General features: G+C 68.2%; 24 protein-coding genes. 13 read left to right on the forward strand and 11 right to left on the reverse strand.

Annotated elements, in window-relative coordinates; all coding sequences use genetic code 11:
• The first annotated feature begins 82 nt into the window (after positions 1–82).
• Genes ACI3KT_RS06675 through ACI3KT_RS06705 form a run of 7 tightly spaced genes read left to right on the forward strand, consistent with a single transcriptional unit; the run spans position 83 to position 6,606 of the window.
• Positions 83–1,243, forward strand: a complete 1,161-nt coding sequence (locus tag ACI3KT_RS06675; protein ID WP_404903246.1) for an AAA family ATPase — start codon at positions 83–85, stop codon at positions 1,241–1,243.
• Between the two features lie 47 nt (positions 1,244–1,290).
• On the forward strand, positions 1,291–2,178 hold the full coding sequence (locus tag ACI3KT_RS06680) for a DUF58 domain-containing protein (protein ID WP_404903247.1): 888 nt from the start codon (positions 1,291–1,293) through the stop codon (positions 2,176–2,178).
• On the forward strand, positions 2,165–2,659 hold the full coding sequence (locus ACI3KT_RS06685) for a hypothetical protein (protein WP_292906775.1): 495 nt from the start codon (positions 2,165–2,167) through the stop codon (positions 2,657–2,659). The genes ACI3KT_RS06680 and ACI3KT_RS06685 overlap by 14 nt, the downstream gene beginning before the upstream one ends.
• Positions 2,650–3,636, forward strand: coding sequence for a vWA domain-containing protein (locus ACI3KT_RS06690; protein ID WP_404903248.1), 987 nt, complete (start codon positions 2,650–2,652; stop codon positions 3,634–3,636). Before ACI3KT_RS06685 ends, ACI3KT_RS06690 begins: the two co-directional genes overlap by 10 nt.
• Positions 3,633–4,691, forward strand: a complete 1,059-nt coding sequence (locus tag ACI3KT_RS06695) for a vWA domain-containing protein (RefSeq protein ID WP_404903250.1) — start codon at positions 3,633–3,635, stop codon at positions 4,689–4,691. The genes ACI3KT_RS06690 and ACI3KT_RS06695 overlap by 4 nt, the downstream gene beginning before the upstream one ends.
• The gene (locus tag ACI3KT_RS06700; RefSeq protein ID WP_307293378.1) at positions 4,688–5,488 is read left to right on the forward strand and encodes a hypothetical protein; all 801 of its coding nucleotides are present in this window, start codon (positions 4,688–4,690) and stop codon (positions 5,486–5,488) included. Before ACI3KT_RS06695 ends, ACI3KT_RS06700 begins: the two co-directional genes overlap by 4 nt.
• On the forward strand, positions 5,482–6,606 hold the full coding sequence (locus ACI3KT_RS06705) for a hypothetical protein (RefSeq protein WP_292906767.1): 1,125 nt from the start codon (positions 5,482–5,484) through the stop codon (positions 6,604–6,606). The genes ACI3KT_RS06700 and ACI3KT_RS06705 overlap by 7 nt, the downstream gene beginning before the upstream one ends.
• 27 nt (positions 6,607–6,633) lie before the next feature.
• Here ACI3KT_RS06705 and ACI3KT_RS06710 read toward each other — a convergent pair whose 3' ends face one another.
• The 7 genes from ACI3KT_RS06710 to ACI3KT_RS06740 are packed head-to-tail and all read right to left on the reverse strand — an operon-like array spanning position 6,634 to position 13,627.
• Entirely contained in the window at positions 6,634–7,404 is a 771-nt protein-coding gene (locus tag ACI3KT_RS06710; protein ID WP_404903251.1) for an SDR family NAD(P)-dependent oxidoreductase, read from the reverse strand.
• On the reverse strand, positions 7,404–8,216 hold the full coding sequence (locus tag ACI3KT_RS06715) for an SDR family NAD(P)-dependent oxidoreductase (RefSeq protein WP_404903252.1): 813 nt from the start codon (positions 8,214–8,216) through the stop codon (positions 7,404–7,406). The genes ACI3KT_RS06710 and ACI3KT_RS06715 overlap by 1 nt, the downstream gene beginning before the upstream one ends.
• Positions 8,213–9,622 (reverse strand): aldehyde dehydrogenase family protein, encoded by a 1,410-nt coding sequence (locus tag ACI3KT_RS06720; RefSeq protein WP_404903253.1) that lies wholly within the window; start codon positions 9,620–9,622, stop codon positions 8,213–8,215. Before ACI3KT_RS06720 ends, ACI3KT_RS06715 begins: the two co-directional genes overlap by 4 nt.
• Positions 9,619–10,971 carry a flavin monoamine oxidase family protein gene (locus ACI3KT_RS06725; protein ID WP_404903254.1) on the reverse strand — a complete coding sequence of 451 codons (1,353 nt, stop codon included), beginning with the start codon at positions 10,969–10,971 and terminating at the stop codon, positions 9,619–9,621. Before ACI3KT_RS06725 ends, ACI3KT_RS06720 begins: the two co-directional genes overlap by 4 nt.
• A gap of 10 nt (positions 10,972–10,981) precedes the next feature.
• Complete coding sequence (locus ACI3KT_RS06730; protein WP_292906757.1) at positions 10,982–11,317, reverse strand: cupin domain-containing protein; 336 nt, start codon at positions 11,315–11,317, stop codon at positions 10,982–10,984.
• Positions 11,318–11,345: 28 nt separating this feature from the next.
• On the reverse strand, positions 11,346–12,158 hold the full coding sequence (locus ACI3KT_RS06735; protein ID WP_292906755.1) for a MoaF C-terminal domain-containing protein: 813 nt from the start codon (positions 12,156–12,158) through the stop codon (positions 11,346–11,348).
• Between the two features lie 41 nt (positions 12,159–12,199).
• Positions 12,200–13,627: an APC family permease gene (locus ACI3KT_RS06740; RefSeq protein WP_404903255.1), complete on the reverse strand. Its 1,428-nt coding sequence runs from the start codon at positions 13,625–13,627 to the stop codon at positions 12,200–12,202.
• 119 nt (positions 13,628–13,746) lie between these two features.
• Between ACI3KT_RS06740 and ACI3KT_RS06745 the strand changes: the two genes are divergently transcribed.
• The 4 genes from ACI3KT_RS06745 (at position 13,747) to ACI3KT_RS06760 (ending at position 17,681) form a co-directional block, all read left to right on the forward strand.
• Positions 13,747–14,328, forward strand: coding sequence for a TetR/AcrR family transcriptional regulator (locus ACI3KT_RS06745; protein WP_292906751.1), 582 nt, complete (start codon positions 13,747–13,749; stop codon positions 14,326–14,328).
• Positions 14,329–14,501: 173 nt separating this feature from the next.
• Positions 14,502–15,446, forward strand: coding sequence for an N-acetylglucosamine kinase (locus tag ACI3KT_RS06750; RefSeq protein ID WP_404903257.1), 945 nt, complete (start codon positions 14,502–14,504; stop codon positions 15,444–15,446).
• Entirely contained in the window at positions 15,443–16,594 is a 1,152-nt protein-coding gene (gene manA, locus ACI3KT_RS06755) for a mannose-6-phosphate isomerase, class I (RefSeq protein ID WP_404903259.1), read from the forward strand. The genes ACI3KT_RS06750 and manA overlap by 4 nt, the downstream gene beginning before the upstream one ends.
• 112 nt (positions 16,595–16,706) lie before the next feature.
• Entirely contained in the window at positions 16,707–17,681 is a 975-nt protein-coding gene (locus ACI3KT_RS06760; RefSeq protein ID WP_404903260.1) for an acetylxylan esterase, read from the forward strand.
• Positions 17,682–17,841: 160 nt separating this feature from the next.
• Here ACI3KT_RS06760 and ACI3KT_RS06765 read toward each other — a convergent pair whose 3' ends face one another.
• The 4 genes from ACI3KT_RS06765 to ACI3KT_RS06780 all read right to left on the reverse strand — a co-directional run bounded on the left by ACI3KT_RS06765 (position 17,842) and on the right by ACI3KT_RS06780 (position 22,308).
• Positions 17,842–18,828 (reverse strand): hypothetical protein, encoded by a 987-nt coding sequence (locus ACI3KT_RS06765; protein ID WP_404903261.1) that lies wholly within the window; start codon positions 18,826–18,828, stop codon positions 17,842–17,844.
• Between the two features lie 62 nt (positions 18,829–18,890).
• A complete protein-coding gene (locus ACI3KT_RS06770; protein ID WP_404903263.1) occupies positions 18,891–19,859 on the reverse strand; it encodes an alpha/beta hydrolase in 969 nt (322 codons plus the stop codon).
• A gap of 273 nt (positions 19,860–20,132) precedes the next feature.
• Positions 20,133–20,924: an NAD(P)H-dependent oxidoreductase gene (locus tag ACI3KT_RS06775; protein WP_404903264.1), complete on the reverse strand. Its 792-nt coding sequence runs from the start codon at positions 20,922–20,924 to the stop codon at positions 20,133–20,135.
• 13 nt (positions 20,925–20,937) lie between these two features.
• A complete protein-coding gene (locus ACI3KT_RS06780) occupies positions 20,938–22,308 on the reverse strand; it encodes an MFS transporter (RefSeq protein WP_404903266.1) in 1,371 nt (456 codons plus the stop codon).
• Between the two features lie 97 nt (positions 22,309–22,405).
• Between ACI3KT_RS06780 and ACI3KT_RS06785 the strand changes: the two genes are divergently transcribed.
• The gene (locus ACI3KT_RS06785; protein ID WP_404903268.1) at positions 22,406–22,819 is read left to right on the forward strand and encodes a winged helix-turn-helix transcriptional regulator; all 414 of its coding nucleotides are present in this window, start codon (positions 22,406–22,408) and stop codon (positions 22,817–22,819) included.
• A gap of 83 nt (positions 22,820–22,902) precedes the next feature.
• Entirely contained in the window at positions 22,903–24,348 is a 1,446-nt protein-coding gene (gene argG / locus ACI3KT_RS06790) for an argininosuccinate synthase (RefSeq protein ID WP_307299344.1), read from the forward strand.
• Positions 24,349–24,547 lie beyond the last annotated feature (199 nt).

The following is a 24,547-nucleotide window of genomic DNA, read 5'->3' on the forward strand; positions in this document are numbered from 1 at the left end:
CCCACCGCGAGCACAGCGCAGTGCCGTTACGCTGATTCCCGGGGGATGGCCGTCGTGTCCCCGTGCGAAAGAGGAGACACCGATGAACGAGCCTTACGCGCCCGGCGCAGTCGCGGGTCAGGTCCCGCCTCCGCCTGCACCTCCTGTTCCCGCGACGCCGATCGCTCCCGCCCCTCCCGCGCAGGCGGCACCGCAGCAGGCGGCCGCCGCCGCACCACAGGCGCGCGCGAACGCCGAGCAGGCGCCTGTGAACAGGCAGGGCCCGTCGGCAGAGGAACTCGCCCACGCGAGCAAGGTCCTGGGGATCATCTCAGATTCGTACTCGGCGAAGATGGTGGGCCAGGATCGCCTGCGCATGAGCCTGCTGATCTCGCTCATCGCGGGCGGTCACATCCTGCTCGAGAGCGTGCCCGGTCTCGCCAAGACCACCGCCGCGAGCACCCTGTCCGACACGGTCAAGGCGTCGTTCAAGCGCATCCAGTGCACGCCCGACCTCCTGCCGAGCGACATCACCGGCAACCAGATCTACGACGCGTCGAGCGGCACCTTCCGCACCGTGCTCGGTCCTGTGCACGCCAACTTCGTGCTGCTCGACGAGATCAACCGCTCGAGCGCGAAGACCCAGAGCGCGATGCTCGAAGCCATGCAGGAGCACCAGACCACGATCGGCGGCGAGATCCACCACCTGCCGAAGCCGTTCCTCGTGATCGCGACGCAGAACCCCATCGAGCAGGAGGGCACGTACGAGCTCCCCGAGGCGCAGATGGACCGCTTCCTGCTCAAGGAGATCGTGGAGTACCCGAGCCCCGCAGAGGAGTTCGAGATCCTCGGCCGCATCGACTCCGGCGTGCTCGACCCCGACCGCCACGTCGAGAGCGCCGTGACGCTCGACGACGTGCGGATGCTGCAGGACACCGCCTCGCGCATCTACGTCGACCCGGCGATCCGCAACTACATCGTCTCGCTCGCGTACGTGACGCGGAACCCCGCACCGTACATCGGCGAAGAGCGCGCCCGCTACATCAAATACGGTGCGAGCCCGCGTGCGAGCATCGCTTTCCTGCAGGCGTCGCGTGCGCTCGCGCTGCTCAACGGCCGCGCGCACGTGCTGCCCGAGGACATCCGGTCCCTCCGCCATCTCGTGCTGCGCCACCGCGTGCTGCTCACGTTCGAGGCCGACGCCGAAGGCATCCGCAGCGAGGAGATCATCGACCAGATCTTCGCGGCCGTGCCGACCCCCTGACCCTCCGAACCCTTCGACAAGCTCAGGGACCCAGCCGGAAAGCGCAGATGCCCAGCCTGATCACCCAGGTGAAGAGCAAGCTCTTCATCCACTCGTCGCGCAAGTCGCTGCACGCGCTCGACGGCGCCTACGCGTCGCTGATGCACGGCCGCAGCCTCGACTTCGAAGACCTGCGCAAGTACGAGTACGGCGATCAGGTGCGCGACATCGACTGGCGCGCGACCGCCCGGCAGGGAACCCCGCTTGTGAAGCGGCACCGTGCGCAGCGGATGCACACGATCATGTTCGCGGTCGACACCGGTCGGTCGATGGCGGCACTCGCCCACGACGAGAAGTCGAAGAAGGACCTCGCGATACTCGCCGCCGGTGTTCTCGGGGTGCTCGCCCTCCGTCACGGCGACGACTTCACGGTCGTCTACGGCGACGCCGACCGCGTGCGGCGCCGGGCGCCTGGGCGCAGCGAGGGCGCCCTCGAGCATGCGCTGCAGACGATCGACTCGGCGATCGACTCGAGCCACGCCCCCAGCGACCGCGATGCGCTGCTGTCGTTCATCACCCGTACGATCTCGCGCCGGATGATCGTCGTGATCATCACCGACGAGGCGCCGATCACCGAGAACACCGAACGGATGCTGCGCCGGCTGCGCGTGCAGCATGACGTGCTGTGGCTCACCGTGCGCGATGCGGAGGTCGTGCTCGACCACGCGACGAACGCGACCCGCACCGACGTCGACACCATGTGGGACGTGCCCGACTTCGTGCAGGGCGACGTCGAGGTCGTGCGCGAGCTGACGGAGCAGACCGCGGCGGATGCGGCCTATCTCGTCGAGACGCTCAAGCGCATGGAGATCAGTCACAGCGTGCTCGAGGGGCAGGACGACGCGGTGCCTCAGTTGCTGCAGCTGCTGAACCGGAGGTCTCATGCCCGGCTCTGACGAACTGTATCCCCCGTTCCAGTACTCCGGATGGTGGATGCTGCTCGCCTTCGGCATCCTGGCGGCGCTGGTGCTGGGCGCCTGGCTCCTTGTCGTCCTGACCCGCCCGCGGCGCGGGCTCAGCGAGCTCGATGCGAATCAGCCCGGCCCGCAGCTGCTCACGATGGACGTGCTGTCGCAGCTGCGGCTCGAATACCTCGATCGGATCCAGCGCATCGAAGACGACTACCGTGCGCGCAGGCTGTCGGCTCGTCACGCCAACTTCGAGCTCAGCAAGGTCGTCCGCACCTTCGTCAACGAGTACAGCGGTCTCGAGGCGCCGGTGCTCGCGCTCGACGATCTCGTCGCCCGCGGAGTGCATCCTGCGCTGATCGATGCGATCAGCCGGCACTTCTACCCCAGCATCTTCCGCCCGGGCCCGGCGATCGATCCGACCGCCGGCGCCGAGGCCGCCAGAACGGTGGTGCGCTCATGGCACTAGCGAACTGGTGGATCATCCTCGTCGCGGCGGGCGTCGTAATCCTCGCGGTCGGGATCGGCCTCTTCCTCGGACTCCGCTCCCGCGCGCGCACCGCGGCGGGTGAGCGAGCGCGCATCGCCCGTGCCGAGCGCCTGCGGGCGCTGCCGACATTCCGCTCCGCACTGCGCCGACGCGTGCTCGGGCTCACCGGCATCCTCGCCCTCGGTGCGATCGCGACTCTGAGCGCCGGCGTCGTGGCCGCCCGGCCGATGTCGTCGCAGACGATCCAGCCGGTGAACACGAGCCGCGACATCATGCTGTGCCTCGACGTGTCGGGCTCGATGAGCGAGGTCGACGTCGAGGTGCTCAGCGTCTTCGAGGAGCTGCTCGAGGGCTTCAAGGGCGAGCGCATCGGACTCACGATCTTCAACAGCTCCCCCGTGCAGGTCTTCCCCCTCACCGACGACTACGAGTTCGTCCGCGAGCACCTGCAGAGCGTGCGCGAGAGCTTCGACTACACCGAAGACATTCCCGAGCACTGGGTCGGCACCCTGAACGGCGACGGCGCCTCGCTCATCGGCGACGGGCTGGCCGCGTGCGCGATGGCCTTCGACCACCCCGACGACGAGCGCTCGCGCTCGGTGATCCTCGCGACCGACAACGAGGTGAACGGCGCCTCCATCGTGACCGTCGAGGAGGCGGCCGCCTACGCGAAGGGCAACGGCGTTCGCGTGTTCGCGATCAACCCGGTGCAGGGCAAGGACGCCGCGGTGAGCGACGAACTCACGGCGGCAGCCGAGAGCACCGGCGGTCAGGCGTACGGTCTGCGCGACACGACGACGGTCGGCGACATCGTCACGGCCGTGCAGGAGCAGGACGCCACCGAGCTGAGGGGTCAGGCGCAGGTGGTCTGGACCGACACCCCCAACCTGTGGATCGTGGTGCTGATGATCGCCTCCCTCGCGTTCGTCGGGGTCGTCTGGAGGGTGAAGCTGTGATCTTCCAGCCCGTCCTCAACGTCTTCCTCCTGCTGCTGTTCTTCGCACCGGTGGTGGCGGTCGCGGTCATGACCATGACTCGGCCAGCGAAGCGGGGCGCACCGCTGTGGCTGTGGGTCATGCGACTGGCGATGCTGCTCGCCTGCTTCGTGATGCTGCTGCGCCCCGGCATCCCCGGCGGCGCCACACAGACCCTCGCGACCGACACCGACGTCGTGCTGGTCGTCGACACGACCGCGAGCATCGTCGCGGAGGACTGGGACGGCGACAAGCCCCGCCTCGACGGCGTGCGCGCAGACATCCAGGCGATCGTCGAGGAGTACCCGGGCGCCCGTTTCGCGCTCATCACGTTCGACGCCGCGGCCGACCTGCGGATGCCGTTGACCACAGACACCACGGCGCTGATCTCTTCTCTCGACGTGCTGCGCCCCGAGGTGACCAGCCAGTCGCGCGGCAGCTCGGTCGGCATCGCGAGCCAGATGCTCAGCGACACCCTCTCGAGCGCTGCCGAGTCCTCGCCCGACCGCTCGCGGATGGTGTTCTACTTCGGCGACGGCGAGCAGACCGATGGCAGCACACCGGAGGCCTTCACCGGCAGCGCGAAGCTGACCGACGCCGGCGGCGTGTTCGGCTACGGCACCGAGGAGGGCGGCGCGATGAAGCTCACAACAGGCGGAGTCGACGGCGCCGACGGCGGATACATCCAGTACCAGGGTGCGAACGCGAAGTCCGTGATCGACGAGGCGAACCTCCAGACGATCGCCGATCAGCTCGGCGTGGAATATCTGCACCGCACGGCGGATGCTGAGCCGAAGCTGCCCGAGGCGCCGTCGACCACGACGACCTATTCGAAGTCGGGTGAGATCGGCAACGTCACCGAGCTGTACTGGGTGGCCGCGCTCGTCGTGGTCCTCCTGCTCGCGGTCGAGCTCGCCAGGGCCACGATGCTCGTGGCGCGACTGCGTCTGCTGAAGACGCCGGCGACCCACGACGCTTCGTCTGGTCGCTCCGTTCCTCGCTCAACGACCGAGGAATCCACCGGAGGTGAGTCATGACCGACCTCTCGACCGACCCGGCCACCCAGACGACGAGCGCGGACACCACGGCCGCGGCATCCGCTCTTCTCGCCGCGAACCGCCGGCGGCGGCGCATCCGTCGCTGGATCGCCATAGGCACCCTCCCCCTCACACTCGCGGCGCTCCTGTTCGTCGGCAAGCTGCTGAGCATGTACGCCTTCGCCCACCAGAGCATCAGCGCCTACGTGGTCGACGACTACGCGGGTTCCGAGGCCTCAGCGCGCGGTCAGGAGTTCCTGAACTGGTTCGAGCCGTTCAAGGCGCCGTTCAACGTGGGCACCGCGCTCGCCGGCGCAGAGAAGCTCCCCGAGGCGCGCACGAAGCTCGAGGAGTCGCTCGAGCTCGCGCACGGTCTCGAGGTGTGCACCGTGCGCATCAACCTCGCGCTCGTGATCGAACGGCAGGGCGATGCGGCCGCCGCCGACGGCGACGGGGCCGCCGCCGCCGAGTTCTACGGCGAGGCTCTGACGCTCACCAGCGAGACGCCCGAGGAGTGCAACAGCGAAGAGGCGCAGCAGCAGTCGTCCGATCCCGACCGCGATATGCAGAAGACCAAGGAAGACACCGAGGACCGTCTGAAGCAGAAGCAGCAGGAGCAGCAGGAACAGCAGCAGCCCGAAGAGCAGAAGCCCGAGGAGCAGGAGCAGCCAGAGCCGCAGCCCTCGGACGAGAAGCTCGACGAGCTCAAGGAGAAGCTCGAGCAGGGTCAGCAGGAACGCGATCAGCGTCAGGACGGCGAGGAGCCGGGCGGCACCGGAACGGACAAGCCATGGTGATGGATCGGGAGAAGCAGCGGCAGCGCTACATCGCCGGCACCGAGGGCGCCCCGCCCGTGCCGCCGCCCGGCGGATACCGCGGGGCGAAACGGCAGCAGTCCGCGTATGCGGCGCCTACGCCCGCAGCGTCGATCTACAGCGCCGGCGAGACCGCCGCGGCAGCCATCGAGAAGAAGCCGTCGTCGGTGTTCAGCCGCGTCGTGCTCGTGGTCGCCATCGTGTTCGCGGCGATCCTGCTCATCGTGATGGCCGCCGGAGGCACGGACATGCTGTACGGCGTGACGATGTTCGCGTTGCAGCTCGTGGTGCTTGGCCTCGTGATCGCCACGCTTTTCACTGCGCGAGGACGGATGCTGGGCAGCATCGCGCTGGTCGTCACTCTGCTCTTCAACGTCGCCACGGTCGGTGGACTGAGTGCGCTGCGCACATCGGCGGCCGGCGCCTACGACGGCATGAAGAGCGACGAGCAGAAGCACGAGGAGGCGTACCCCGGGATCAAGGGCACCGACCCTCAGGAGGCGCTCGATCAGCAGTCCGTCGAAGAAGTCCGCGCCGCGGCCGCCGAGCTTTTCGCCGACATCCGCGCGCAGGTGACGGCGGAGTTCGGCTACGAGTGGGTGCAGGTCGGCGACGAAGACCTGCGGCCGGAGCGCAACGGCTACGGCGGCGAGTCGATGCTGTACGAGTTCGCCACCGAGGGCTGGGCGACGACGGAGCCGATCCACGACTATGCCACCAAGGTGGCGATCATGGACTTGATCGGTCAGATCGTGGTCGATCACGGCATGTACGGGCTGTACGCGTTCAACGACCCATCGGTGTCGAGCATCGACCCCTCGGTGATGACGAAGCTGTACGGCAGCGATGACCCGCGCACTCAGCACACCTGGGAGTCGTACACCGAGAACTACCCCGACCCCATGCGGTTCTACGCCGACATCTACGACCTGTCGCACGACAGCGACGGCAGCTTCCAGCGCACACGCGAGGCGCAGAACACCCGAACCGGCGAGCCGCTCGAGGGCCTGCAGCTCGTCGTGATCGCCAGTGCGGTGCTGCAGGATGCCGATCGCGATGCGTTCGAGAAGAAGCTCGAGGAGTATCCGGGGTTCGACTGAGGCGCCGACGTGCTGCCAATCAGCGTGTCAGCGCAGAAAACCGAGTTCGCCGAGCGCTGACCGGGATGCGTATCCGAAATCTGACACAAGGGTCGTTGCGTTGATCGGAGCGCTTGCTGGGGATGCGAGGAAGAGGACCTGGCGGGCGAGCTGCGAGGCTTTCATGACTGGCAGTGCGCTGTCCTCGAAACCGAGTTCGACGCGGCCGAGGTCGGTTCGCGACATCGGGGTGTCGACGATTCCGGGGCAGATGGCGTTGACCCGGATACCTGGGTGATCGATGGCTATTGCTTTGGCCAGCATCACGACCGCCGCCTTCGACGTGCTGTAGGCGGCCATGCCTTCGAAGGCGACCAATGCCGCATCAGATGCGACGAGAACGATCGTGCCTGCCTCGCTTCTCTCGAGGTGCGGCATCGCGTGCTTGGCCATCAGGAAGTTCCCGCGCACATTGATCGCGAGGACCCGATCGAAGTCGGCTGCGTCCGTCTCCGCCAGCTTCACACCTACGGGGCCGGAGATGCCGGCGCAGCCGATCAGGATGTCGATTCCGCCGTGCTGCGCGATCACTTCGGCGATCGCGGAACCGACCTTGTCCTCGTCGGTGATGTCCACCTCGTGTGAGGTGACCGTCTTTCCGTTGCGAGCATGCTCGGCCGCAACCGCCGCTCCTCGTGGATCTCGGTCGAGTATGGCGACGCGTACGCCTTCGGCAGCCAGCGCAGCCACGCACGCCTGACCGATTCCGGATGCGCCTCCGGTCACGACAGCGACCCGCCCGTCGATCTCGAGGTTCATCACGCCCTCGCTTTCTCGAAGGCGAGGGTTGGGAGATCGACGATGTGCGCTCCGCCGTCGACGACCAGCGTCGTACCGGTGATGCAGGCCGACTCGCCTGAGCCGAGGAACCGCACGGCGGCAGCGATGTCTGATGGGTCTGCCACACGACGTAGCGGAAGGTCGGTCGTCACCAGGTCGTAGGCCTCGTTGCGGTCGCTGAGTTCGAGATGCTCGACGAGTTCGTCCATCTCTTCGTCGGCCAGCGGCGTGCGGACCCAGCCGGGGCAGATGGCGTTGACGCGAATGCCTGACGCTCCGTAGTCCCGTGCGAGGGACTTCGTCAATCCGATCACGGCGTGCTTCGCCGTGGTGTATCCCGCCATGGCCGGACCGGCGAACAGGCCGGAGAGCGAGGAGATCATCACGATGCGGCCGTGTGAGAGCGCCAACGCGGGAAGGAATTCCCGCGAGGTCGTGAACGCGGTGGTCAGATTGGCGTGCATGGACGCTGCCCAATCGGCGTCGTCGGTGTTGCCGACCGTCGCGAACCCGCCGCCGCCGGCGTTGCACACCAGTGTGTCGACTCGCCCGTACGTCGCGATGATGTTCTCGACGGCAGCCTCCACCGATTTCGCATCACCGGCATCGGCGACGATCGGCAATCCTCCCGTGCGGCGCGCGACCTCTTCGATGGGTCCAGCACGCCGGCCCAGCAGCACGACGCGAGCGCCTTCGGCGGCGAATCGATCGGCGATGGCGGCGCCGATGCCGGTGCCGCCACCGGTGATGACGACGACGTCGTTCTCGACGCCGGCGCCGCCGAACGTCATCGGCTGATGACTTTCGGCGCGGCGACGGCCTTCAGGCCCGCGGTGCCGAACTCCTGTCCGTAACCCGAGGCCTTGGTGCCTCCGAACGGCACCTGGGGGTTGAGTGCGCCGTGCTGATTGATCCATACCGTTCCGGCCTGGAGTCGGTGGGCGACGGCGAGAGCCGCTTCGGGGTCGTCCGACCAGACGGAGGCGCCCAGCCCCTGCTCGCTGGCGTTCGCCCGAGCGACCGCGTCGTCGACGTCGGTGTACCGGATGACCGGGATCGCGGGACCGAACTGTTCCTCGTCTACGAGTGATGCACCGTCGGTGATGTCGGCCACGACGGTCGGCTGGTAGAACAGCGGTCCGAGGTGTGTCGCTGCCTCGCCACCCGCAACGATCCGGGCGCCGGCCGCACGGGCCTCTTCGACGAGGCGCGCGACGATGTCGAACTGGTTCTGGTTCTGCAGCGGGCCGAGCACGTTCGCTTCGTCCAGGCCCTGGCCCATCGGCATCGTGCGCGCGAGCTGAGCGAGGGCGTCGACGGTCTCGTCGTAGACGGAGTCGTGCACGTAAAGACGCTTCAGAGCCGCACAGGTCTGCCCGGTGTTGATGAAGCAGCCCCAGAAGAGATCCTCCGCGTGCGCGGTGATGTCCGTTCCGGGAAGGACGATACCGGCGTCGTTTCCGCCGAGCTCGAGGGTGAGCCGCGCGAGGTTGTTCGCGGATGCCTCGACGATCTTTCGACCGGTCGGTGTGGATCCGGTGAACATGATCTTGTCCACACCGGGGTGGGCGGCGAGCGTGGAGCCGATCTCGCGGTCGCCGGTCACGGCTGTGAGCACGCCGGTCGGGAGGTGCCGGTTGAAGATCTCGACGAGGGCGAGCACGCTGAGCGGCGTGAAACCGCTGGGCTTCACGATGACGGTGTTGCCCATGCGCAGGGAAGGTGCGATCTGCCAGACGGAGATCATCATCGGCCAGTTCCAGGGGCCGATCGCACCGACGACGCCGAGCGCGCCGTAGTGAACCTCCGCGCGCGCGGTCCCGGCCTCGAACACGACTTCGGGCTCCAGGACGGTGTCGGCGGCGTTACGGGTCCAGACCGCGCAGGCGCCGACCTCGAAGCGCGCGTTGGGGCCGTTGAGCGGCTTCCCCTGCTCCCGGGACAGGAGCACAGCGAGTTCTTCGGCGTTGGCCTCGAGATCATCGGCGACGGCATGCAGGATGCGGCTGCGCTCGGCGTGACCGAGTGCTTCCCATGCCGGCTGAGCGGTACGGGCGGACGTGATGGCGTGCTCGAGGTCTGCGAGGTTGTGAACCGGTGCGTGACCGATGACCTCACGGGTCGCGGCGTCGGGGATCGCTCGGCCGTTGGACTCGGGCACGGTGATGGTGTCGAGGATGCTGGTTGCGGTTGTCATGATGACTCCTGATCGTGTGAGGTCGAGATCGGGGCCGGCGCGCCGGCGGGCCCGGATGGCTGGCGATTGAGGATGCTGCGGGCTGCGGTGAGACCGCTTTCGATGGCACCGTCGATGAATCCGCCCCATCCGTCGGCGAAGTCCGACCCCGCGAAAACGATCCGTCCGTGCGGTGTTCGCATGGCAGGCAGCCCGGTCTTCAGGTAGCCGGCGCGGTGCATCGGCCAGGTTTCCCCGGAGAGCGGATCGCTCGTCCAGTCGTGTCCGGCGACCTCGATGACGGTGAGGCCGTCCACGAGCCGGTCGACGGCTTGTTGCACGGTCGACCGGTCGGCGGCATCGATGGCAAGAGCGTCGGTACCGAATCCGATGACGATGGTGCGCCCGTCGACGTGATACTCCGATTGCAGGAAGTTCAGGGGCGCGTCGTGCTCCCCGAACGCGACGAAATGCGGTTGCTCGCCATCGACGGAGAACCAGATCTTGGTTCCGAGTCCCACCTGCCCGGTGTCGAGCGTGCGCACGGTATCGGCCGGGAGCTCCGGCTCGAAGCAGATGCGTCCGAGGGCGTGCAGTGGCGCTGTCACGATCACTGAGGCGGTGCTGACAGACGAGCCATCCCCGAGGCCGACGATCAGACCGTCAGGACGATCCGTGATCGACGCGACGTCGGCGCCGAGCCGAAGGTCAGCGTTCGTATCCGAGAGGATCGCCTCCAAGAGTGCGCGCGTGCCACCAGCGATCTTGTAGCTCGCGCACGCCTCGAACAGCACGCGCCAGTCGCCGTTCGCCACCGCAAGCCAGCGCAGGGCCTGCGTGTACGCGGCATCCTCGAGTCGTCCGTTGAAGTTCAACGCCCAGAAGGACCGAAGAAGTGCGCGCTGTTCCTCGTCGAGGTCCAGCGCATCGAGACGGTCGATCAGAGGCTCGTCATCAAGGAGCGCGCCCTGCTCCGACTCGAGAGGAGAGAAGGGTTGAGGGAAGACTTCGCGTGCTACGCGTCCGAGTTGCTGGTTGGGCTCGTCGAGCAGGTCGAGGAGCGCATCGGGCGCGATGGGCGCGGGGCGGCCATCGATCGGCCGCCACGCCGCCACCGGCTCAGGACTGGGAATCAGTCCGAGCCCGTACCTGTGCAGCTCCGCCCAGACGAAGGGCTGGATCCAGTGGACCCACGTGCCGCCCAGCTCGATGTCGAGGCCGAGGCGCCGGTCGAGCCATGTGCGTCCCCCGATGCGGTCCCGCGCCTCGAGGATGAGTACGCGTCTACCGCTCCACGTGAGTTCACGGGCGGCTGTGAGACCCGCGAACCCGGCTCCCACGACGACGACGTCGTAGTCCTGCTCTGTCATGACCGGGCCTTCAGGAGTAGACGAAGAACTCGACAGTCGGCGCGAGTACGGTCCAGACGGCGGCTGTGTCCTTGTTGAACGTCGCGACGGATCCGGCGGTCAGCTCGAATGCGTTGCCGTTCTCCAGCTCGATGCGCAGATGGCCCTCGATGATGTACACCGTCTCGTCGGCGTGCCCGACTACTCGCATCGGGCCGGGCGCTTCCTCGGGGGTGATGAACCAGAATCCGGACGCAAGAGCCTCGCGGTCTCCTTCTCCCGGTCGGCGGGTCCACTGGACCGTACCGACCTCGAACGGCTCGGCGGCGGATCGGTCAAAACTGGAATTGCTGGCGAAATCGGACATCGTCGTGCCTTTCTGAGCCGTGAGCGGCTCAGTCGTTCGGGTAGGTGGTCTCGTTGAGGATCGTGAAGCGGCTGTCGAAGGGGATGTGGACGACGCTTTGTGTGGAGTTCTCCCAGCAGAACATCCGGCCGATGGACCGCTGCTCGTGCAGATCGACGACGAGGAAGCTCTCCACAGGCATCACGCTCTCCTTCCAGAAGAAGATGACGAGTCCGTCCGCCAGCGCGAGAGCCTTCGTCTGGTCGACGTCTGCGAGTCCCGATTCTGCACCGGAGATGCAATGCCAGACGAAGGTTCCCCCGTTGAGGTAGATGTGTTCGTAACGCTCCGTCTCGCTGTAGCGGTAGTAGATCCGTTTGCCGACGAGTTCCTGGCTGCTCGGCCGCTGCTCGATCTCGCCCATGCCATCGATGCGCCCGGAGAGGAAGAGGGTGTCGGTGCGACCGACCCCATCGGTGAGCGTGATGCCGCTCTCAGCGGCGGTGACCCTGCCATCCGCGAGGTCGATCACGAAGGTGATCGCTCGGGTTTCCGCGTCTGCACCCTCGACCACATCGATGATCTGGATTCCCGGGCGCACCTCCACGGCGCGATAGGCGAGCGTGCCGGATGAGCCGGCACGCGGTCCGGTGAGGACGGTCCTCGTTAGCTCCCGTGCGGAGCGGAACTCGTGCCGGATCGTCCGGCCATCGTCGAAGCGGATGTCGATGGTCTGACCAGCCAGAACCTCGCTCGCGGGCAGGCTCGGTTCGCCGAAGCCGTCGATCATCGCGGAGACGTCGGGCCAGTCATCCTGGGCGATGAAGCCCTGCGCGTGGACCTTCGAGTCGGTGGAGTTCACTGTGGGGATTCCTTTCGGGGGAGGATGTCGGGGGGCGATCGTCAGGCGATCGCGACGACCTTGAAGTCGATGTCCTTGCGGAAGCTCGGGATGATGAACCCGATGACGAAAGCGAGGGGAATGAGCCAGAGCATCGCCTTCGCCACCGTGCCGTCGCCGAACAGGAGGACATCGAAGTTCGACAGTGCGATCACCAGCACGGCACCGTTCAACAGGAGCGCGAGAGCCGGAGCGAACTTGGTGCTCCAGAAGCCCGTTTCAAGCCGCTCGCGGAGGAAGAACGCGAGGATGGCGACGGAGGCGAGAGTCATCATCGTGATGAACCCGATGGTCCCCAGCGCGACGAACCACGCGTAGATGACGACGATGGGGTCGGCGCCTGCAGCGAAGAAGATCGCGAGGACGACCACGCAGACGGCAGCATCCACGAGCGCGGCGACGTGGGGCGCACGCTTGACCCGGGAGACCCGCGCGAAGATCTGCGGAAGGACCCGTGCACGTCCCAGGGCGAAGCAGTAGCGGGCGAACATGTTCTGCACGCCGATCAGCATCGCGAGGAAGCTCGTCAGGACCAGGATCTGGAGCACCAGCGAGAGCCAAGGGCCTACGGCGCGCGAGGCGAGATCGAAGATGACGCCCGAGAGGTTGTCGGCCGAGGCCTGCTGCACGTTGTCGGCGCCCAGCCCGTAGCTCACGGCCCACGTGGCGAGGGTGTAGTAGACCGCGACGAAGCCGATGACGACGAACAGGGCGATCGGGATCGTGCGGCGCGGATTCCGCGCCTCTTCGGCGAAGACCGTGGTCGCTTCGAACGTGGTGAAGCAGGTGAACACGAACAGGCCGGCGACGCCGACGCCGGGGTTCGTCAGCACCGCAGGGCTGAAGCTCACCAGAGAAGGATCCTGCCCGGGGAAGGCGATGAGAATGCCGACGATGAGCACGGCCACGACGATCACCTCGAGCGCGATGATGACGCCAAGAACGCGCATGTTGAGATCGACACCGCGGATGACGAGGACCGTCGTGATGGCGATCGCCAGCATCACCCAGACCCACACCGGCAGGTTCAGCCCGACGCTCACTGCCAACTGCTGTGCGAAGACTCCGAACTGGGCGACGAGTCCGATCTGGAGGGCGAGGTAGGTCACCACGACGATGCCCGCGGATCCCGTCGCGGCACGCGAGCCGAGCCCTCGTGCGATGTATGCGACGAAGCCTCCCGCGTTGGTGATGTGACGGCTCATCTTCAAGTAGCCGACGGCGAACACGGCGATGATGGCGGCGACGATGATGTAGACGGCCGGGGCGCCGCTGCCGACGAGGGAGAAGACGACAGGAGCCGCGCCCACGAACGCGGCCATGGGAGCGGCCGCAGCGATGACGAAGAACGCGACACCGACCACGCCGAGGCTGTTGCGCTTCAGTGCTGTGGTCTGCTCAGCGGCGGATTCTGCGGTGGTCGACGCCATGGCGTTCTCCTTTGAACAAGGCGGATGGTGAAGCCATTTGAGCAGGTGCTGAATTCAATGTCAAGCATTTGCTCAATTCTTGTGCGTGCGGGCGGCTCGGGAGAGGTAGGGTGCCAAACATGGCCGAGGAACTCCAGCGCATCAAATACGGCACGGGCCGAGAGGCTCTCATCGAAGCGGCGGTCCGCGTTGTAGCGCGCCACGGCCTGCACGGCATGACTTTCAGAAAGGTGGCGCAAGAAGCCGGCGTCAACAACTCCCTCGTAGCTCACCACTTCGGCTCCTTGTCATCGCTGGCATCAGCCGCGCTCTCGTGGTCCGCGACGACCGCACTGAACGACTCGCATCTCGCTGGCTTCCGCGACTCGGCCGAGGACTACAGGTCAGCACTGTGGTCGACGCTCAGCGAAGAGAAGGACCTGCATGTCTATCAGTTCGAGATGGTCCTCGAAGCCAGCCGCGACGAAGAGATCCGGGAACACATCATCGCGATGTACGACCAGTACACCGCTGAAGTCTCACGAAGCATGTTCGGCGATTCGGCCAATGATGAGGACCGCGCTCTCGCCCGCGCCGTCTTCGCTGCCCTCGACGGGCTCGTCCTGCAGTTCGTAAGCGGCGCTATTGATCGCGAACAGGTCGACTCGTCGGTCGACGCTCTCTGGAAGCTGGCGGCCCTCGCGAGTGCTTCGAGCCATTGAGCACGGTGCCGGAGTCGAGCCGATGTCAGGGCGGTAGGCGACCGCGCTCCGGGGTCGATTGCCATGCCGATCAGGTCGCCAAACGGGGATCCGGCTTTGCCGCACATCGTGGACGTCCTACGCTGTCATACGCCCGGCCGCTCCCGGCGGGCTTCGCAGACGAAGGAACGCCGATGAGCACCCTCGCCCTCCTCTCGATGGACGCCGGACAGACCGGCACCAAGGTGCGACTGCACGGCTCCGACGGTTCGACCCGCGACGATCTTCTGCCCGGCGTGCTGACCGACAGGCCGCTCGCGCCGCAGCTGGCTGAGATCGCCGAGCGGTTGTCTCAGGCGGCCGGAGCGGCTCCCGACACCATCGCGATCGGCGTCTCGGGAGTCACCGACGTCCACTCCGAGGCCGAATCGCTGCTCCGCCACCCGGCACTCGCGGACGTGCGCCGAGTGATCGTCGCCCACGACTCGGTGACGTCGTTCCTCGGCGTTCTCGGCGACCGCCAGGGAGCGGTGATCGCCGTCGGCACCGGCGTCGTCACGCTCGGCGTCGGGCCCCGTTCCGCCGTGCGCGTCGACGGCTGGGGGAACATCATGGGCGACGCGGGCAGCGGCTACTGGATCGGTCGCGAAGCGCTGGATGCCGTGATGCGCGCGTACGACGGGCGCGGCGAGGCGACCGCGCTCACGCCTCTGGTTCGCGAGCGCTGGCCCGACCTCGAGGGCGCATACACCTCGCTGCAGGCGGACTCCGACCGCGTGCGTCTCGTCGCGTCGTTCGCCGCCCCGACCGCGACGCTCGCGGCCGAGGGCGATCCCATCGCTCGGCGCATCTGCGAGAAGGCCGCCGCCGAGCTCGCGCTGTCGGTGACGTCCGCCCTGCAGACGACCGCTGCTCCCGCCGATGCAGCGGTCGGCGCGATCGGCGGCGTGCTGCGCTCCGACCTCATCCGCAGCGCCTTCGAGGCGGCGGTGCGCGCCGCGCGTCCCGCGGTGCGCTTCGCACCCCCGGTCGGGACCGGCCTCGACGGAGTGGACGCCCTCGTCGAACTCGCGTCGGACCATCCGCTGAGAGGTCGCCTGGCCGAGCTCGTCCGCACTGAGAAGGAGGTGACGGCATGACCGCCGTCTTCTGGGAGATCGACAACACCCCGCGCGACTACGCCTGGGGAGAGATCGACGGGGTCGCGCACGTGCGCGGCACCGCCCCGACCGGTCTCCGCGAAGCGGAGCTGTGGCTGGGCGCTCATCCGGCGGCGCCGAGCCGCGTCGTCGGCGATGCCCCGTGGCAGACCCTCGACGAATGGGAGCGGGCAGCCGGCGTGCGTCTGCCGTTCCTGCTCAAGATCCTCTGCGCCGCCGAACCGCTGTCGCTGCAGGCGCACCCGAGCACCGCGCAGGCACAGGAGGGGTTCGCGCGCGAGAACGAACTCGGGATCCCTGTCGACGCCCCGAACCGCAACTACCGAGACCCGAACTCGAAGCCCGAGATGATCGTGGCGCTGCACGACGGATTCGAGGCCCTCTGCGGGTTCCGTCCGGTCGCCGACGTGCAGTCCGACCTTGAGGCGCTCTCGGCGGCGATCGGCCCGGATCACGGGTCAGCGCTGCAGGCCTGGAGCGAACTGCTGGCGGATGCCGACGGCATCCGCTCCGCGTTCCTGTGGCTGCTGTCGGGTGACGAGCGGATCGCTCCTCTTGTCGCTGCCGTCACCGAGGTCGGCGCGGCCGACGACCGGTTCGCTGTGCTGCGGCCGATCGCGCAGGCCCACCCGGGCGACCCCGGCATCCTCGGTGCGCTCATGCTGCAGCACGTGACGCTGCGGGCGGGCGAGGCGCTGTGGCTGCCGGCCGGGAACATCCACGCCTACCTCCGCGGCTCGGGGATCGAGCTGATGGGACCGAGCGACAACGTGCTCCGCGGCGGACTCACGCCCAAGCACATCGACACCGACGAGCTCGGCCGGGTGCTCGACGCTCGAGAGGGCGGCGACCCGCGCCTCGACGCGTCGCCTGCAGGCGACGGCATCCGTGTCTTCCGTCCCGGCGCACCCGACGATGCTCCCGGCTTCGTGCTCTACGAGTGCACGAGCGCCGGCGAGCTCGACCTCGCCGGCGCCGCGGTCGCCTTGTGCACCGAGGGCGCGTTCAGCCTGTCATCCGGCGACGCCACGATCGACGTGCCACGAGGGCGCGCGGTTCTCATCGCGCGCGCGGCGCGCGTTCACGTCGAGGGCGAGGGCCGGCTCTTCTTCGCCACAGGCGCCTGAGGCCTCCAGCTCTGGCCTCGGGCACCTGCCGCTCTACGGCGCCGGCGCTCCGATACGCTCGGCCTGAACCTTCACACCATCACCCCCGGATGAACCCTGGAGATCGACCGTCATGCCCCGTTTCGACCTGCCCCCTGCAGAGCTGCGCTCCTACCACCCCGAGGTCTCGGCGCCTGAGGACTTCGACGAGTTCTGGCGGAGCACGCTCGCGGAGTCACGGGCGGTCGCGCAGCCGCCGACGCTGACTCGCATCGACTCGCCGCTCTCACTGGTCGAGGTGTACGACGTCTCCTTCAGCGGCTTCGGCGGAGACGCGGTCCGTGGCTGGTTCGTGGTGCCCGCCGGCGCTACAGGGCCCCTGCCGACCATCGTCGAGTTCAACGGATACGGCGGCGGTCGTGGCCTGCCGCACGAGCGTCTCGCGTGGGCGGCATCCGGATACGCCTGGGCGTTCATGGACACGCGCGGCCAGGGCAGCTCGTGGGGCACCGGAGGCGGCACACCCGACCCGCACGGCACCGGAGCCTCGATACCCGGTTTCATGACCCGCGGCATCGACGACCCTGCGCAGTACTACTACCGGCGCGTGTTCACCGACGCCGCGCTCTTCATCGATGCGGTGCGTGGGTTCGACGGCGTCGACCCCACACGGGTCGCGGTCACCGGCGGCAGCCAGGGCGGCGGTATCGCGATCGCCGCGGCCGGCCTCAGCGAGGGCCTGGTCGGCGTCATGCCCGACGTGCCGTTCCTGTGCCATTTCGAGCGCGCGGTCGGGCTGACCGACAAGGACCCGTATCAGGAGATCGTCCGCTACCTGTCGGTGCACCGCGACGCCGTCGACCAGACGTACCGCACGCTGTCGTACTTCGACGGCGTGAACTTCGCAGCCCGCGCCACCGCTCCCGCGCTCTACTCGGTCGCCCTGATGGACCCGATCTGCCCGCCGTCGACCGTGTACGCGGCGGCCAACCACCATCTCGGCGGCGCCGAGGTGATCGAGTACCCGTTCAACGAGCACGAGGGCGGGCAGGGCGTGCACTGGCAGCGCCAGGCGGTCTGGCTCGCGGGGCGGCTCGGCCAGGACTGAGCGGGAGCTCACCGCCTCCCGAGCCTTCCCGAGCTCTCGCCGCTTCCCGAGAAATAGGTCAACCGCACGAGAACAGGACGGATGCCGACAGGTATCCTCCCCTGGCGCGGTTGACCTATTCTCGCGATGGGGTGCGGGCGGCTCGCCCGCCTGCGCCCGCTCAGCGGGCGAGGGTGAGCAGCATGCGCGCGAGCGCGTAGCGGGTGCGGCCCCGCGAGGCGCGTGGGTCGTAGCCGAGCACCTCGATCAGAGCTGTGAGCTTCTCCTGCACGCTCGAGTGGTGGCGGCCGAGACGCACCGCCGCGGCGCGCACGCTGCGCTCTTCGGCCACGGCGTCGAGCAGTTCGAGGGTGCGTGCGTCGAGGCTCCCGAGGACTTCGGCATCCGGATGCAGCGGCTTGCCCTCTGCGGCCTCGGCCACGATCAGGGCCGCGCCGATGTCGGCGGCGTCGACGACGGGATCCGCGGCACTCGTGAGGCGGACGGCGATGAGCGCCGACGACCACGATGCCGGGGCGAGTCCTTCGACGCCGACGCCGAGACGGAGGTCGACTCCGACCGGCCAGGGCGATCGAGGCTCGGTTCCGGACGGCACGATGGTCGCCCTCGTCAGCCCGTGGCGGGTGGCGACGACGGCTGACGGATGCCGGGTACCGGGCGCCGGATCAGGCGGAGAGGCCAGAACCACCAGAGGTCCGTCGCCGAATCGCAGCCGCGCCAGGGCGCTCGCGCGCTCCTGCGCACTCGCGTACGCACTGATCGCCAGCTCGACCGCGCTCTCCGGCCCGACAGTCCGCCGCGCGCGGATGATGCCCAGAGCCAGCACGAGCCGTTCGAGGATCATGGCGTCGTTCGTGTGCGGATCGCCGTCGCGCTCGATCCAGACGACCGCATCCGATCCGCTCTCGCGCATCGACCAGCCGTCCGACACATCCGCGGGATCGATCCGCACCCCGTCCGCCCGCACACGCGTGGTCTGGCGGCCCTCGCGGTGCCCGACGGTCGCGCCGCTGAGCAGCGCCGCACCGCGAAGCATGCTCTCCGCGCCCACCGACCGGGCGACGAGCGCGTCGAAGTACGAGACGACCTTGAGCGTCTCGCTCGCATCCGGGTCGAGGGCGGTGAGCCGCCCCAGCAGATCTTGCATGTCGGGCTCCATCGCGCGGGATTCCACCCTACGGGGTCGATCCCGCACCCCGTAGGGGCGGATCAGCCGAGCAGGCGGTTCACCCAGTTGTCGCGCGCCGCGAGCATGGCCTGTGAGACAGCGGCATGCGGCGCGAAACCGTCGAACGCGTGGAACCCGCCGGCCCACACGTGCAGCTCGGCCTGGACACCGGCTTCCCAGAGCTTGCTGGCATAGGCGACGTCTTCATCGCGGAAGACCTCGGCGCTGCCGCAGTCGATGAACGCAGGCGGGAGACCAGAGAGGTCGGTCGCCCTCGCCGGGGCGGCGTAGATCGACACATCCTCCTTGCCGCGGCGCTCGCCGAGCAGCGCGGTCCATCCGGTCATGTTGGATCCTCGGTCCCACACTCCGACGCCGTCGATCTGACGAGTCGAGACGGTCTCGTCGCGGTCGTCGAGCATCGGGTAGATGAGAAGCTGACCGATCAGGCCGGGACCGCTGCGATCCCTGGCGAGGAGGGCTGTGCCCGCGGCGAGACCTCCGCCGGCGCTGCCACCGCCGATCAGGATCCGGGACGGATCGATGCCGAGGTCGTCGGTGTGCTCGGCGGTCCACTCGAGCGCCGCATAGCAGTCCTCGACCGGGTAGGGGTCGGGGAACTCGGGGGCGAGTCGGTACTCCACCGTCACGATCACGCCGTTGAACCGCTCGGCCCAATCGAGGAATCCGGTCACGCCCAACCAGCGGTTGCCGAGGATCATGCCGCCGCCGTGAGTGTGAAAGAACCCAGGGCCGGTTCCGGTACGGCCGTCCTTCTCGATCACGGACACGACGATGTCGCCGGCGTCGTGACCGGGTATCGTCACGTCGCGCCAGACGAAGCCGCGTTCGGCGAGCAGCTGGAAGATCTCATCCTGACCGGCCATCGGCATCTGTCGCATGAGCGGGATCATCTCCGCCGTGAGCGTCGGCGGGATCTGATCTCCGACGAGCGCAAGCGCCGCCTCGAGTTCGGGATCGAATGGCGGTCGCGCCAGCGTGTCGGTCATCAGCAACTCCTTCGTCGACGCCGCCCGAGTGCGGCGTCCCGCCAGCATGCGTCACCTCGGGCACGAGGATAACCCGCCACTCACGCCCGATCCGCCCCCGCGAAGCCGCCGGGCGGCGGGTCGGGCCGTCATCCGACCCGGGCAGTCAGGTCAGCAGCGGCTGCAGCTTCCGGCGCTCTGGCCTGTCCTGGCCTTCGTGCTGCACGTGGAAGCGGTCTAGGGCCCGACGTCGGGAACACGCGCCGTTCAGCGCGTGTTCCCGCCGTGTGCCGTTCAGTCGATCGTGACGCGGTGGATGCCGAGGTCGGTGCGACCGGGAAGCAGATCCGCTCGGAGCGCTCGGGTGCCGTGGTACTCGCCGTCGCGGAGTCGGCGAAACGGGCTGCTCGGCGATTCGTCTCGGATGCCGGAGAGCCTCTCGACCAGCCGCACGCTCTCGTTATCGACCCCCGCCGACTCCAATCCGTCGGCGTCGTGGACGACGTGCAGGTCGAGCGGCTCGATCCCGGTGTACCAGAGTGTGCCATGGGTGAGCGGGAACAGCAGCGAGTCCAGGTCGCCGCTCACGCCCCGCTGTCCGATGGAACGCTCGTCTTCGCCTGCCGTCACGATCACGAGGGCACGGCGCCCGGCGAGCAGGCCGTCGCCGTAGCGCAGCGGCAGACCGGTGTGCGGGTCGACCGGGCCGTAGGCGAACCCGTTGGTCAGCACGCGATCGAACCACCCTTTGAGGATCGCCGGGGGTCCGTACCACCACAGCGGGAACTGCAGCACCACGAGATCGGCGGCCTGGAGCTTGCGCTGCTCCTCGCTCACATCCGACGGCACCCGCCCCTCGGCATGCGCCTCGCCCATGAGGTCGACGACGTTGCCGTCTCTCCCCTGCGGGTAGCCGAGATCCGGAGCCGCGAGCACGGGGTCGAACCGCTGGCGGTAGAGGTCGGTCGTCTCCACATCGTGATCGCGCGACAGCGCCTCCACCCCGTCGCGGAACAGCCGGGCGTTGAACGAGTTCTCCTGGGGGTGTGCGTAGATCCAGTGGACGGTCGGGCGTGATGCGGACACGGATGGCCTTTCTTCAGCGGGGTTCGAGGACGGAGGGCTTCGCGGCGCGTCTCCCGAGCGGCAGGAGCGCTGCGGCGACGACCATCCCGGTCGCGACGAGGAGCGCCACGATGAAGCCGCGAGAGCCGACGATCGAGGCGATCGTGCCGAGCACGGCGATGCCGAGACCTCCGCCGAGGGCGAAGCCGACCTCCTGGATCGCCCCGACCTGGCCGGCGTCGTCTTCGGTCGTCACGTCGAAGAGGGTCGTCGCGGCGAGCGTGGCGGCGATCCCGAAGCCCACCCCGACCAGCACGAGGGGGAGCGCGACGAGATCGACCCCCGTCGCGAGCCAGGCGAGCCCCGCCCCCTGCACCACGAGCGCCAGCACCGTCAGCGCGGGTGACGTCAGCCATCGGAGGAACAGTGGTGCGAGCACTCCGCCGAGCGCGATCGCCACCGCCTGCGGGAGGATCGCGATGCCGGCTTCGGCCGCGCTGAAGCCCCTGGCGTCCTGCAGGTGCAGGCTCACCAGGAGCACGGATGCCGTCGACACACCGCTGCTCGCCACGATGCGCACGATGGCGGGGCTGAACCCGGGTGCCCGGAAGAGTCGCATATCGATGAGGGGTTCGCGCAGGACGCGCTGCCTGCGGATGAAGAACACGAGCGTCACAACCGCGACGACTCCGGCGATGCCCGCGGCGAGCGGAGCTGCGAGCACCTCGTGCAGGGCGAAGACGAGAGCCCCGAGGGCCACGATCGACGACCCGATGCTGAGGATGTCCCACGACGGTGGGCGCGAGCTGCGGGAATCGGGCACGAGCCGGATCGCGAGCACGCCGGCGATGACCGCGAGCGGCACGCTGCCCAGCAGCAGCCAGCGCCACCCCGGGCCCTCGGTGACGAGTCCGCCGAGCACCGGCCCCAGAGCGCTGCCTGCCCCGAAGGTCGCGGTCCACAGCCCGTAAGCCAGTACGCGCTGGCGGGCGTGATAGTGCGCCCCGATCGTGGCCACGACGCCGGCCACGACGAAGGCCTCGGCGACGCCCAGGAGAGCACGCACCACGACCAGAAGCATCCCGTCCTGAGCGAACCCGCCCGCCGCGTTGAGCACCGCGAAGCCGGCGAGCCCCAGGAGCACGATCCGCTTGCGCCCGAACGCGTCGCCGATCCGTGCGGCGATGATCAGCGTCGCCGCCAGAGAGAGCGAATAGACGTCGACGAGCCACAGGGCGCCGCTGTCGCTGAGGACGAGGTCGCCTCGGATCGACGGCAGCGCGGTCGACATGCTGCTGATCGCGAGCGCGCCGATCAGGATGCCGAGAAGCAGCGGGATCATGGCGAGCCACGGATGGAGGGCGGAGCGGGGTCGAGCGGCTGTTGCGGGCGTCGAGAAGGTCACCGTCTCAGTCTCGAGGGAAGGTACACTTCTGACAAGTACGGTCATTGAAGGTACATAGTGACCTTTTGGATACTGTGGCACAGCGGGAGGCAGACCGATGAGGGAGAAGACGGAGCGCATCGTCCGGGAGTGGGGAGACGCGTGCGATGCCGAGATCTCGATCGCCGTGCTCGGCGGGGCCTGGAAGCCCAGCATCCTCAGTCTTCTCGACCAACACGAAGTGCTGAGGTTCGGCGAGCTCAGCAGGCTGCTCGACGAACCGACCGCTCGCGTGCTGACCCGACAGCTGCGCGAGCTGGAGGACGACGGTCTCCTCATCCGCACCGTCTATCGGCAGGTCCCGCCCAAGGTCGAGTACCGGCTGAGCGACCTCGGCCGGGGCTCGATGCCGCTCGTCGAGGCGCTGACGAGCTGGGGCGGTCGCTACGCCGCGCACCAGCGACGCGAATTGGCACGGACGGCGGACGAGCCCGAACTGCTCGACGAGCTCGAGGCCACCGGCGCGCCCTGACTCCCGAGCATCCTTCTACGGGTCGTACCCGATGCTCGCTGCAGGTCCGAAACAGCCGACACGCCGCCGATAGACTGGGAACCATGTCCAAGGTTCTCCAGTCACTGCCCGTCGGCGAGCGCGTCGGCATCGCCTTCTCCGGAGGACTCGACACCTCCGTCGCCGTCGCGTGGATGCGCGACAAGGGCGCAGTGCCCTGCACCTACACCGGAGACCTCGGCCAGCCTGACGAAGACGACATCGAGTCGATCCCCGGTCGCGCACTCGAGTACGGCGCCGAGGTCGCGCGCCTCGTCGACGCGAAGACCGCACTCGTCGAAGAGGGCTTCGTCGCTCTCGCCTGCGGCGCATTCCACATCCGCTCCGGCGGCAAGACCTACTTCAACACGACTCCCCTCGGCCGCGCGGTCACCGGCACCATGCTGGTGCGCGCCATGAAGGACGACGGCGTCGACATCTGGGGCGACGGCTCCACCTACAAGGGCAACGACATCGAGCGGTTCTACCGCTACGGCCTGCTCGCCAACCCTCGTCTGCGCATCTACAAGCCGTGGCTCGACGCCGACTTCGTCACCGAGCTCGGCGGCCGCCAGGAGATGAGCGAATGGCTCGTCTCGCACGGCTTCCCCTACCGCGACTCCGCCGAGAAGGCGTACTCCACCGACGCGAACATCTGGGGCGCCACCCACGAGGCGAAGACGCTCGAGCACTTGAACGTCTCGCTCGAGACCGTCGACCCGATCATGGGAGTGAAGTTCTGGGACCCGTCGGTCGCGATCGAGACCGAGGACGTCACCGTGACCTTCGAGGCCGGTCGCCCCGTGGCGATCAACGGGGTCGAGTACAGCAATCCGGTCGAGCTCGTGCACGAGGCCAACCGCATCGGCGGCCGCCACGGCCTCGGCATGAGCGACCAGATCGAGAACCGCATCATCGAGGCGAAGTCGCGGGGCATCTACGAGGCTCCGGCGATGGCGCTGCTGTTCATCACCTACGAGCGCCTGGTCAACGGCATCCTGAACGAGGACACCCTCGCGACCTACCACGAGCAGGGTCGCCGTCTCGGCCGCCTCATGTACGAGGGCCGCTGGCTCGAGCCGCAGTCGCTCATGCTGCGCGAGTCCATCCAGCGCTGGGTCGGCTCGACGATCTCGGGCTCGGTCACCGTGCGCCTGCGTCGCGGAGACGACTGGACGATCATCGACACGGTCTCGCCCAACCTCTCCTACGCGCCCGAGAAGCTCTCGATGGAGCGCGTCGGCGACGCGGCCTTCGGGCCGGTCGACCGCATCGGACAGCTCACGATGCGCAACCTCGACATCGCCGACTCGCGTGCGCGTCTCGAGCAGTACGCGAGCCTCGGCCTCGTGGGCGGTGCGACGGGCGAGCTCGTCGGCCGTGTCACCGCAGGCGAGTCGGCCGAGATCACCGAGTCGGTGCACGGCTCGATCTCCGAGGCCGACGAGACGCTGGCGGATGCCGTCGACACCGCGTCCGAGGGCGCGGCGTTCGACTCCGGCACCGACTGACGCCTGCTTCTCTGAGGGGGCGGATGCTTCGGCATCCGCCCCCTCAGGGTTCCTGCCCCACCCCTCTTCCACTTCGGGGGGCGACACGCCACATCGGGGGATCGTTTCGCGATTCCGTCCCCCGATCTGGCGTGTCGCCCCCCGATGTGTGATGGGTCGCGGACCGGATGCTGTGAACTTTCCGAGTTATCTTGCACAC

The sequence above is a fragment of the Microbacterium sp. ZW T6_19 genome (assembly GCF_044987465.1).
Lineage (GTDB): Bacteria > Actinomycetota > Actinomycetes > Actinomycetales > Microbacteriaceae > Microbacterium > Microbacterium natoriense_A.

Coding starts and splice junctions, on each gene's coding strand:
- ACI3KT_RS06740 (WP_404903255.1), bottom strand. CDS start 13,627: ATGGCGTCGACCACCGCAGAATCCGCCGCTGAGCAGACCACAGCACTG.
- ACI3KT_RS06725 (WP_404903254.1), bottom strand. CDS start 10,971: ATGACAGAGCAGGACTACGACGTCGTCGTCGTGGGAGCCGGGTTCGCG.
- ACI3KT_RS06680 (WP_404903247.1), top strand. CDS start 1,291: ATGCCCAGCCTGATCACCCAGGTGAAGAGCAAGCTCTTCATCCACTCG.
- ACI3KT_RS06675 (WP_404903246.1), top strand. CDS start 83: ATGAACGAGCCTTACGCGCCCGGCGCAGTCGCGGGTCAGGTCCCGCCT.
- ACI3KT_RS06765 (WP_404903261.1), bottom strand. CDS start 18,828: ATGCAAGATCTGCTGGGGCGGCTCACCGCCCTCGACCCGGATGCGAGC.
- ACI3KT_RS06685 (WP_292906775.1), top strand. CDS start 2,165: ATGCCCGGCTCTGACGAACTGTATCCCCCGTTCCAGTACTCCGGATGG.
- ACI3KT_RS06705 (WP_292906767.1), top strand. CDS start 5,482: ATGGTGATGGATCGGGAGAAGCAGCGGCAGCGCTACATCGCCGGCACC.
- ACI3KT_RS06770 (WP_404903263.1), bottom strand. CDS start 19,859: ATGACCGACACGCTGGCGCGACCGCCATTCGATCCCGAACTCGAGGCG.
- ACI3KT_RS06745 (WP_292906751.1), top strand. CDS start 13,747: ATGGCCGAGGAACTCCAGCGCATCAAATACGGCACGGGCCGAGAGGCT.
- ACI3KT_RS06710 (WP_404903251.1), bottom strand. CDS start 7,404: ATGAACCTCGAGATCGACGGGCGGGTCGCTGTCGTGACCGGAGGCGCA.
- ACI3KT_RS06760 (WP_404903260.1), top strand. CDS start 16,707: ATGCCCCGTTTCGACCTGCCCCCTGCAGAGCTGCGCTCCTACCACCCC.
- ACI3KT_RS06690 (WP_404903248.1), top strand. CDS start 2,650: ATGGCACTAGCGAACTGGTGGATCATCCTCGTCGCGGCGGGCGTCGTA.
- ACI3KT_RS06730 (WP_292906757.1), bottom strand. CDS start 11,317: ATGTCCGATTTCGCCAGCAATTCCAGTTTTGACCGATCCGCCGCCGAG.
- ACI3KT_RS06750 (WP_404903257.1), top strand. CDS start 14,502: ATGAGCACCCTCGCCCTCCTCTCGATGGACGCCGGACAGACCGGCACC.
- ACI3KT_RS06715 (WP_404903252.1), bottom strand. CDS start 8,216: ATGACGTTCGGCGGCGCCGGCGTCGAGAACGACGTCGTCGTCATCACC.
- ACI3KT_RS06785 (WP_404903268.1), top strand. CDS start 22,406: ATGAGGGAGAAGACGGAGCGCATCGTCCGGGAGTGGGGAGACGCGTGC.
- manA (WP_404903259.1), top strand. CDS start 15,443: ATGACCGCCGTCTTCTGGGAGATCGACAACACCCCGCGCGACTACGCC.
- ACI3KT_RS06720 (WP_404903253.1), bottom strand. CDS start 9,622: ATGACAACCGCAACCAGCATCCTCGACACCATCACCGTGCCCGAGTCC.
- argG (WP_307299344.1), top strand. CDS start 22,903: ATGTCCAAGGTTCTCCAGTCACTGCCCGTCGGCGAGCGCGTCGGCATC.
- ACI3KT_RS06700 (WP_307293378.1), top strand. CDS start 4,688: ATGACCGACCTCTCGACCGACCCGGCCACCCAGACGACGAGCGCGGAC.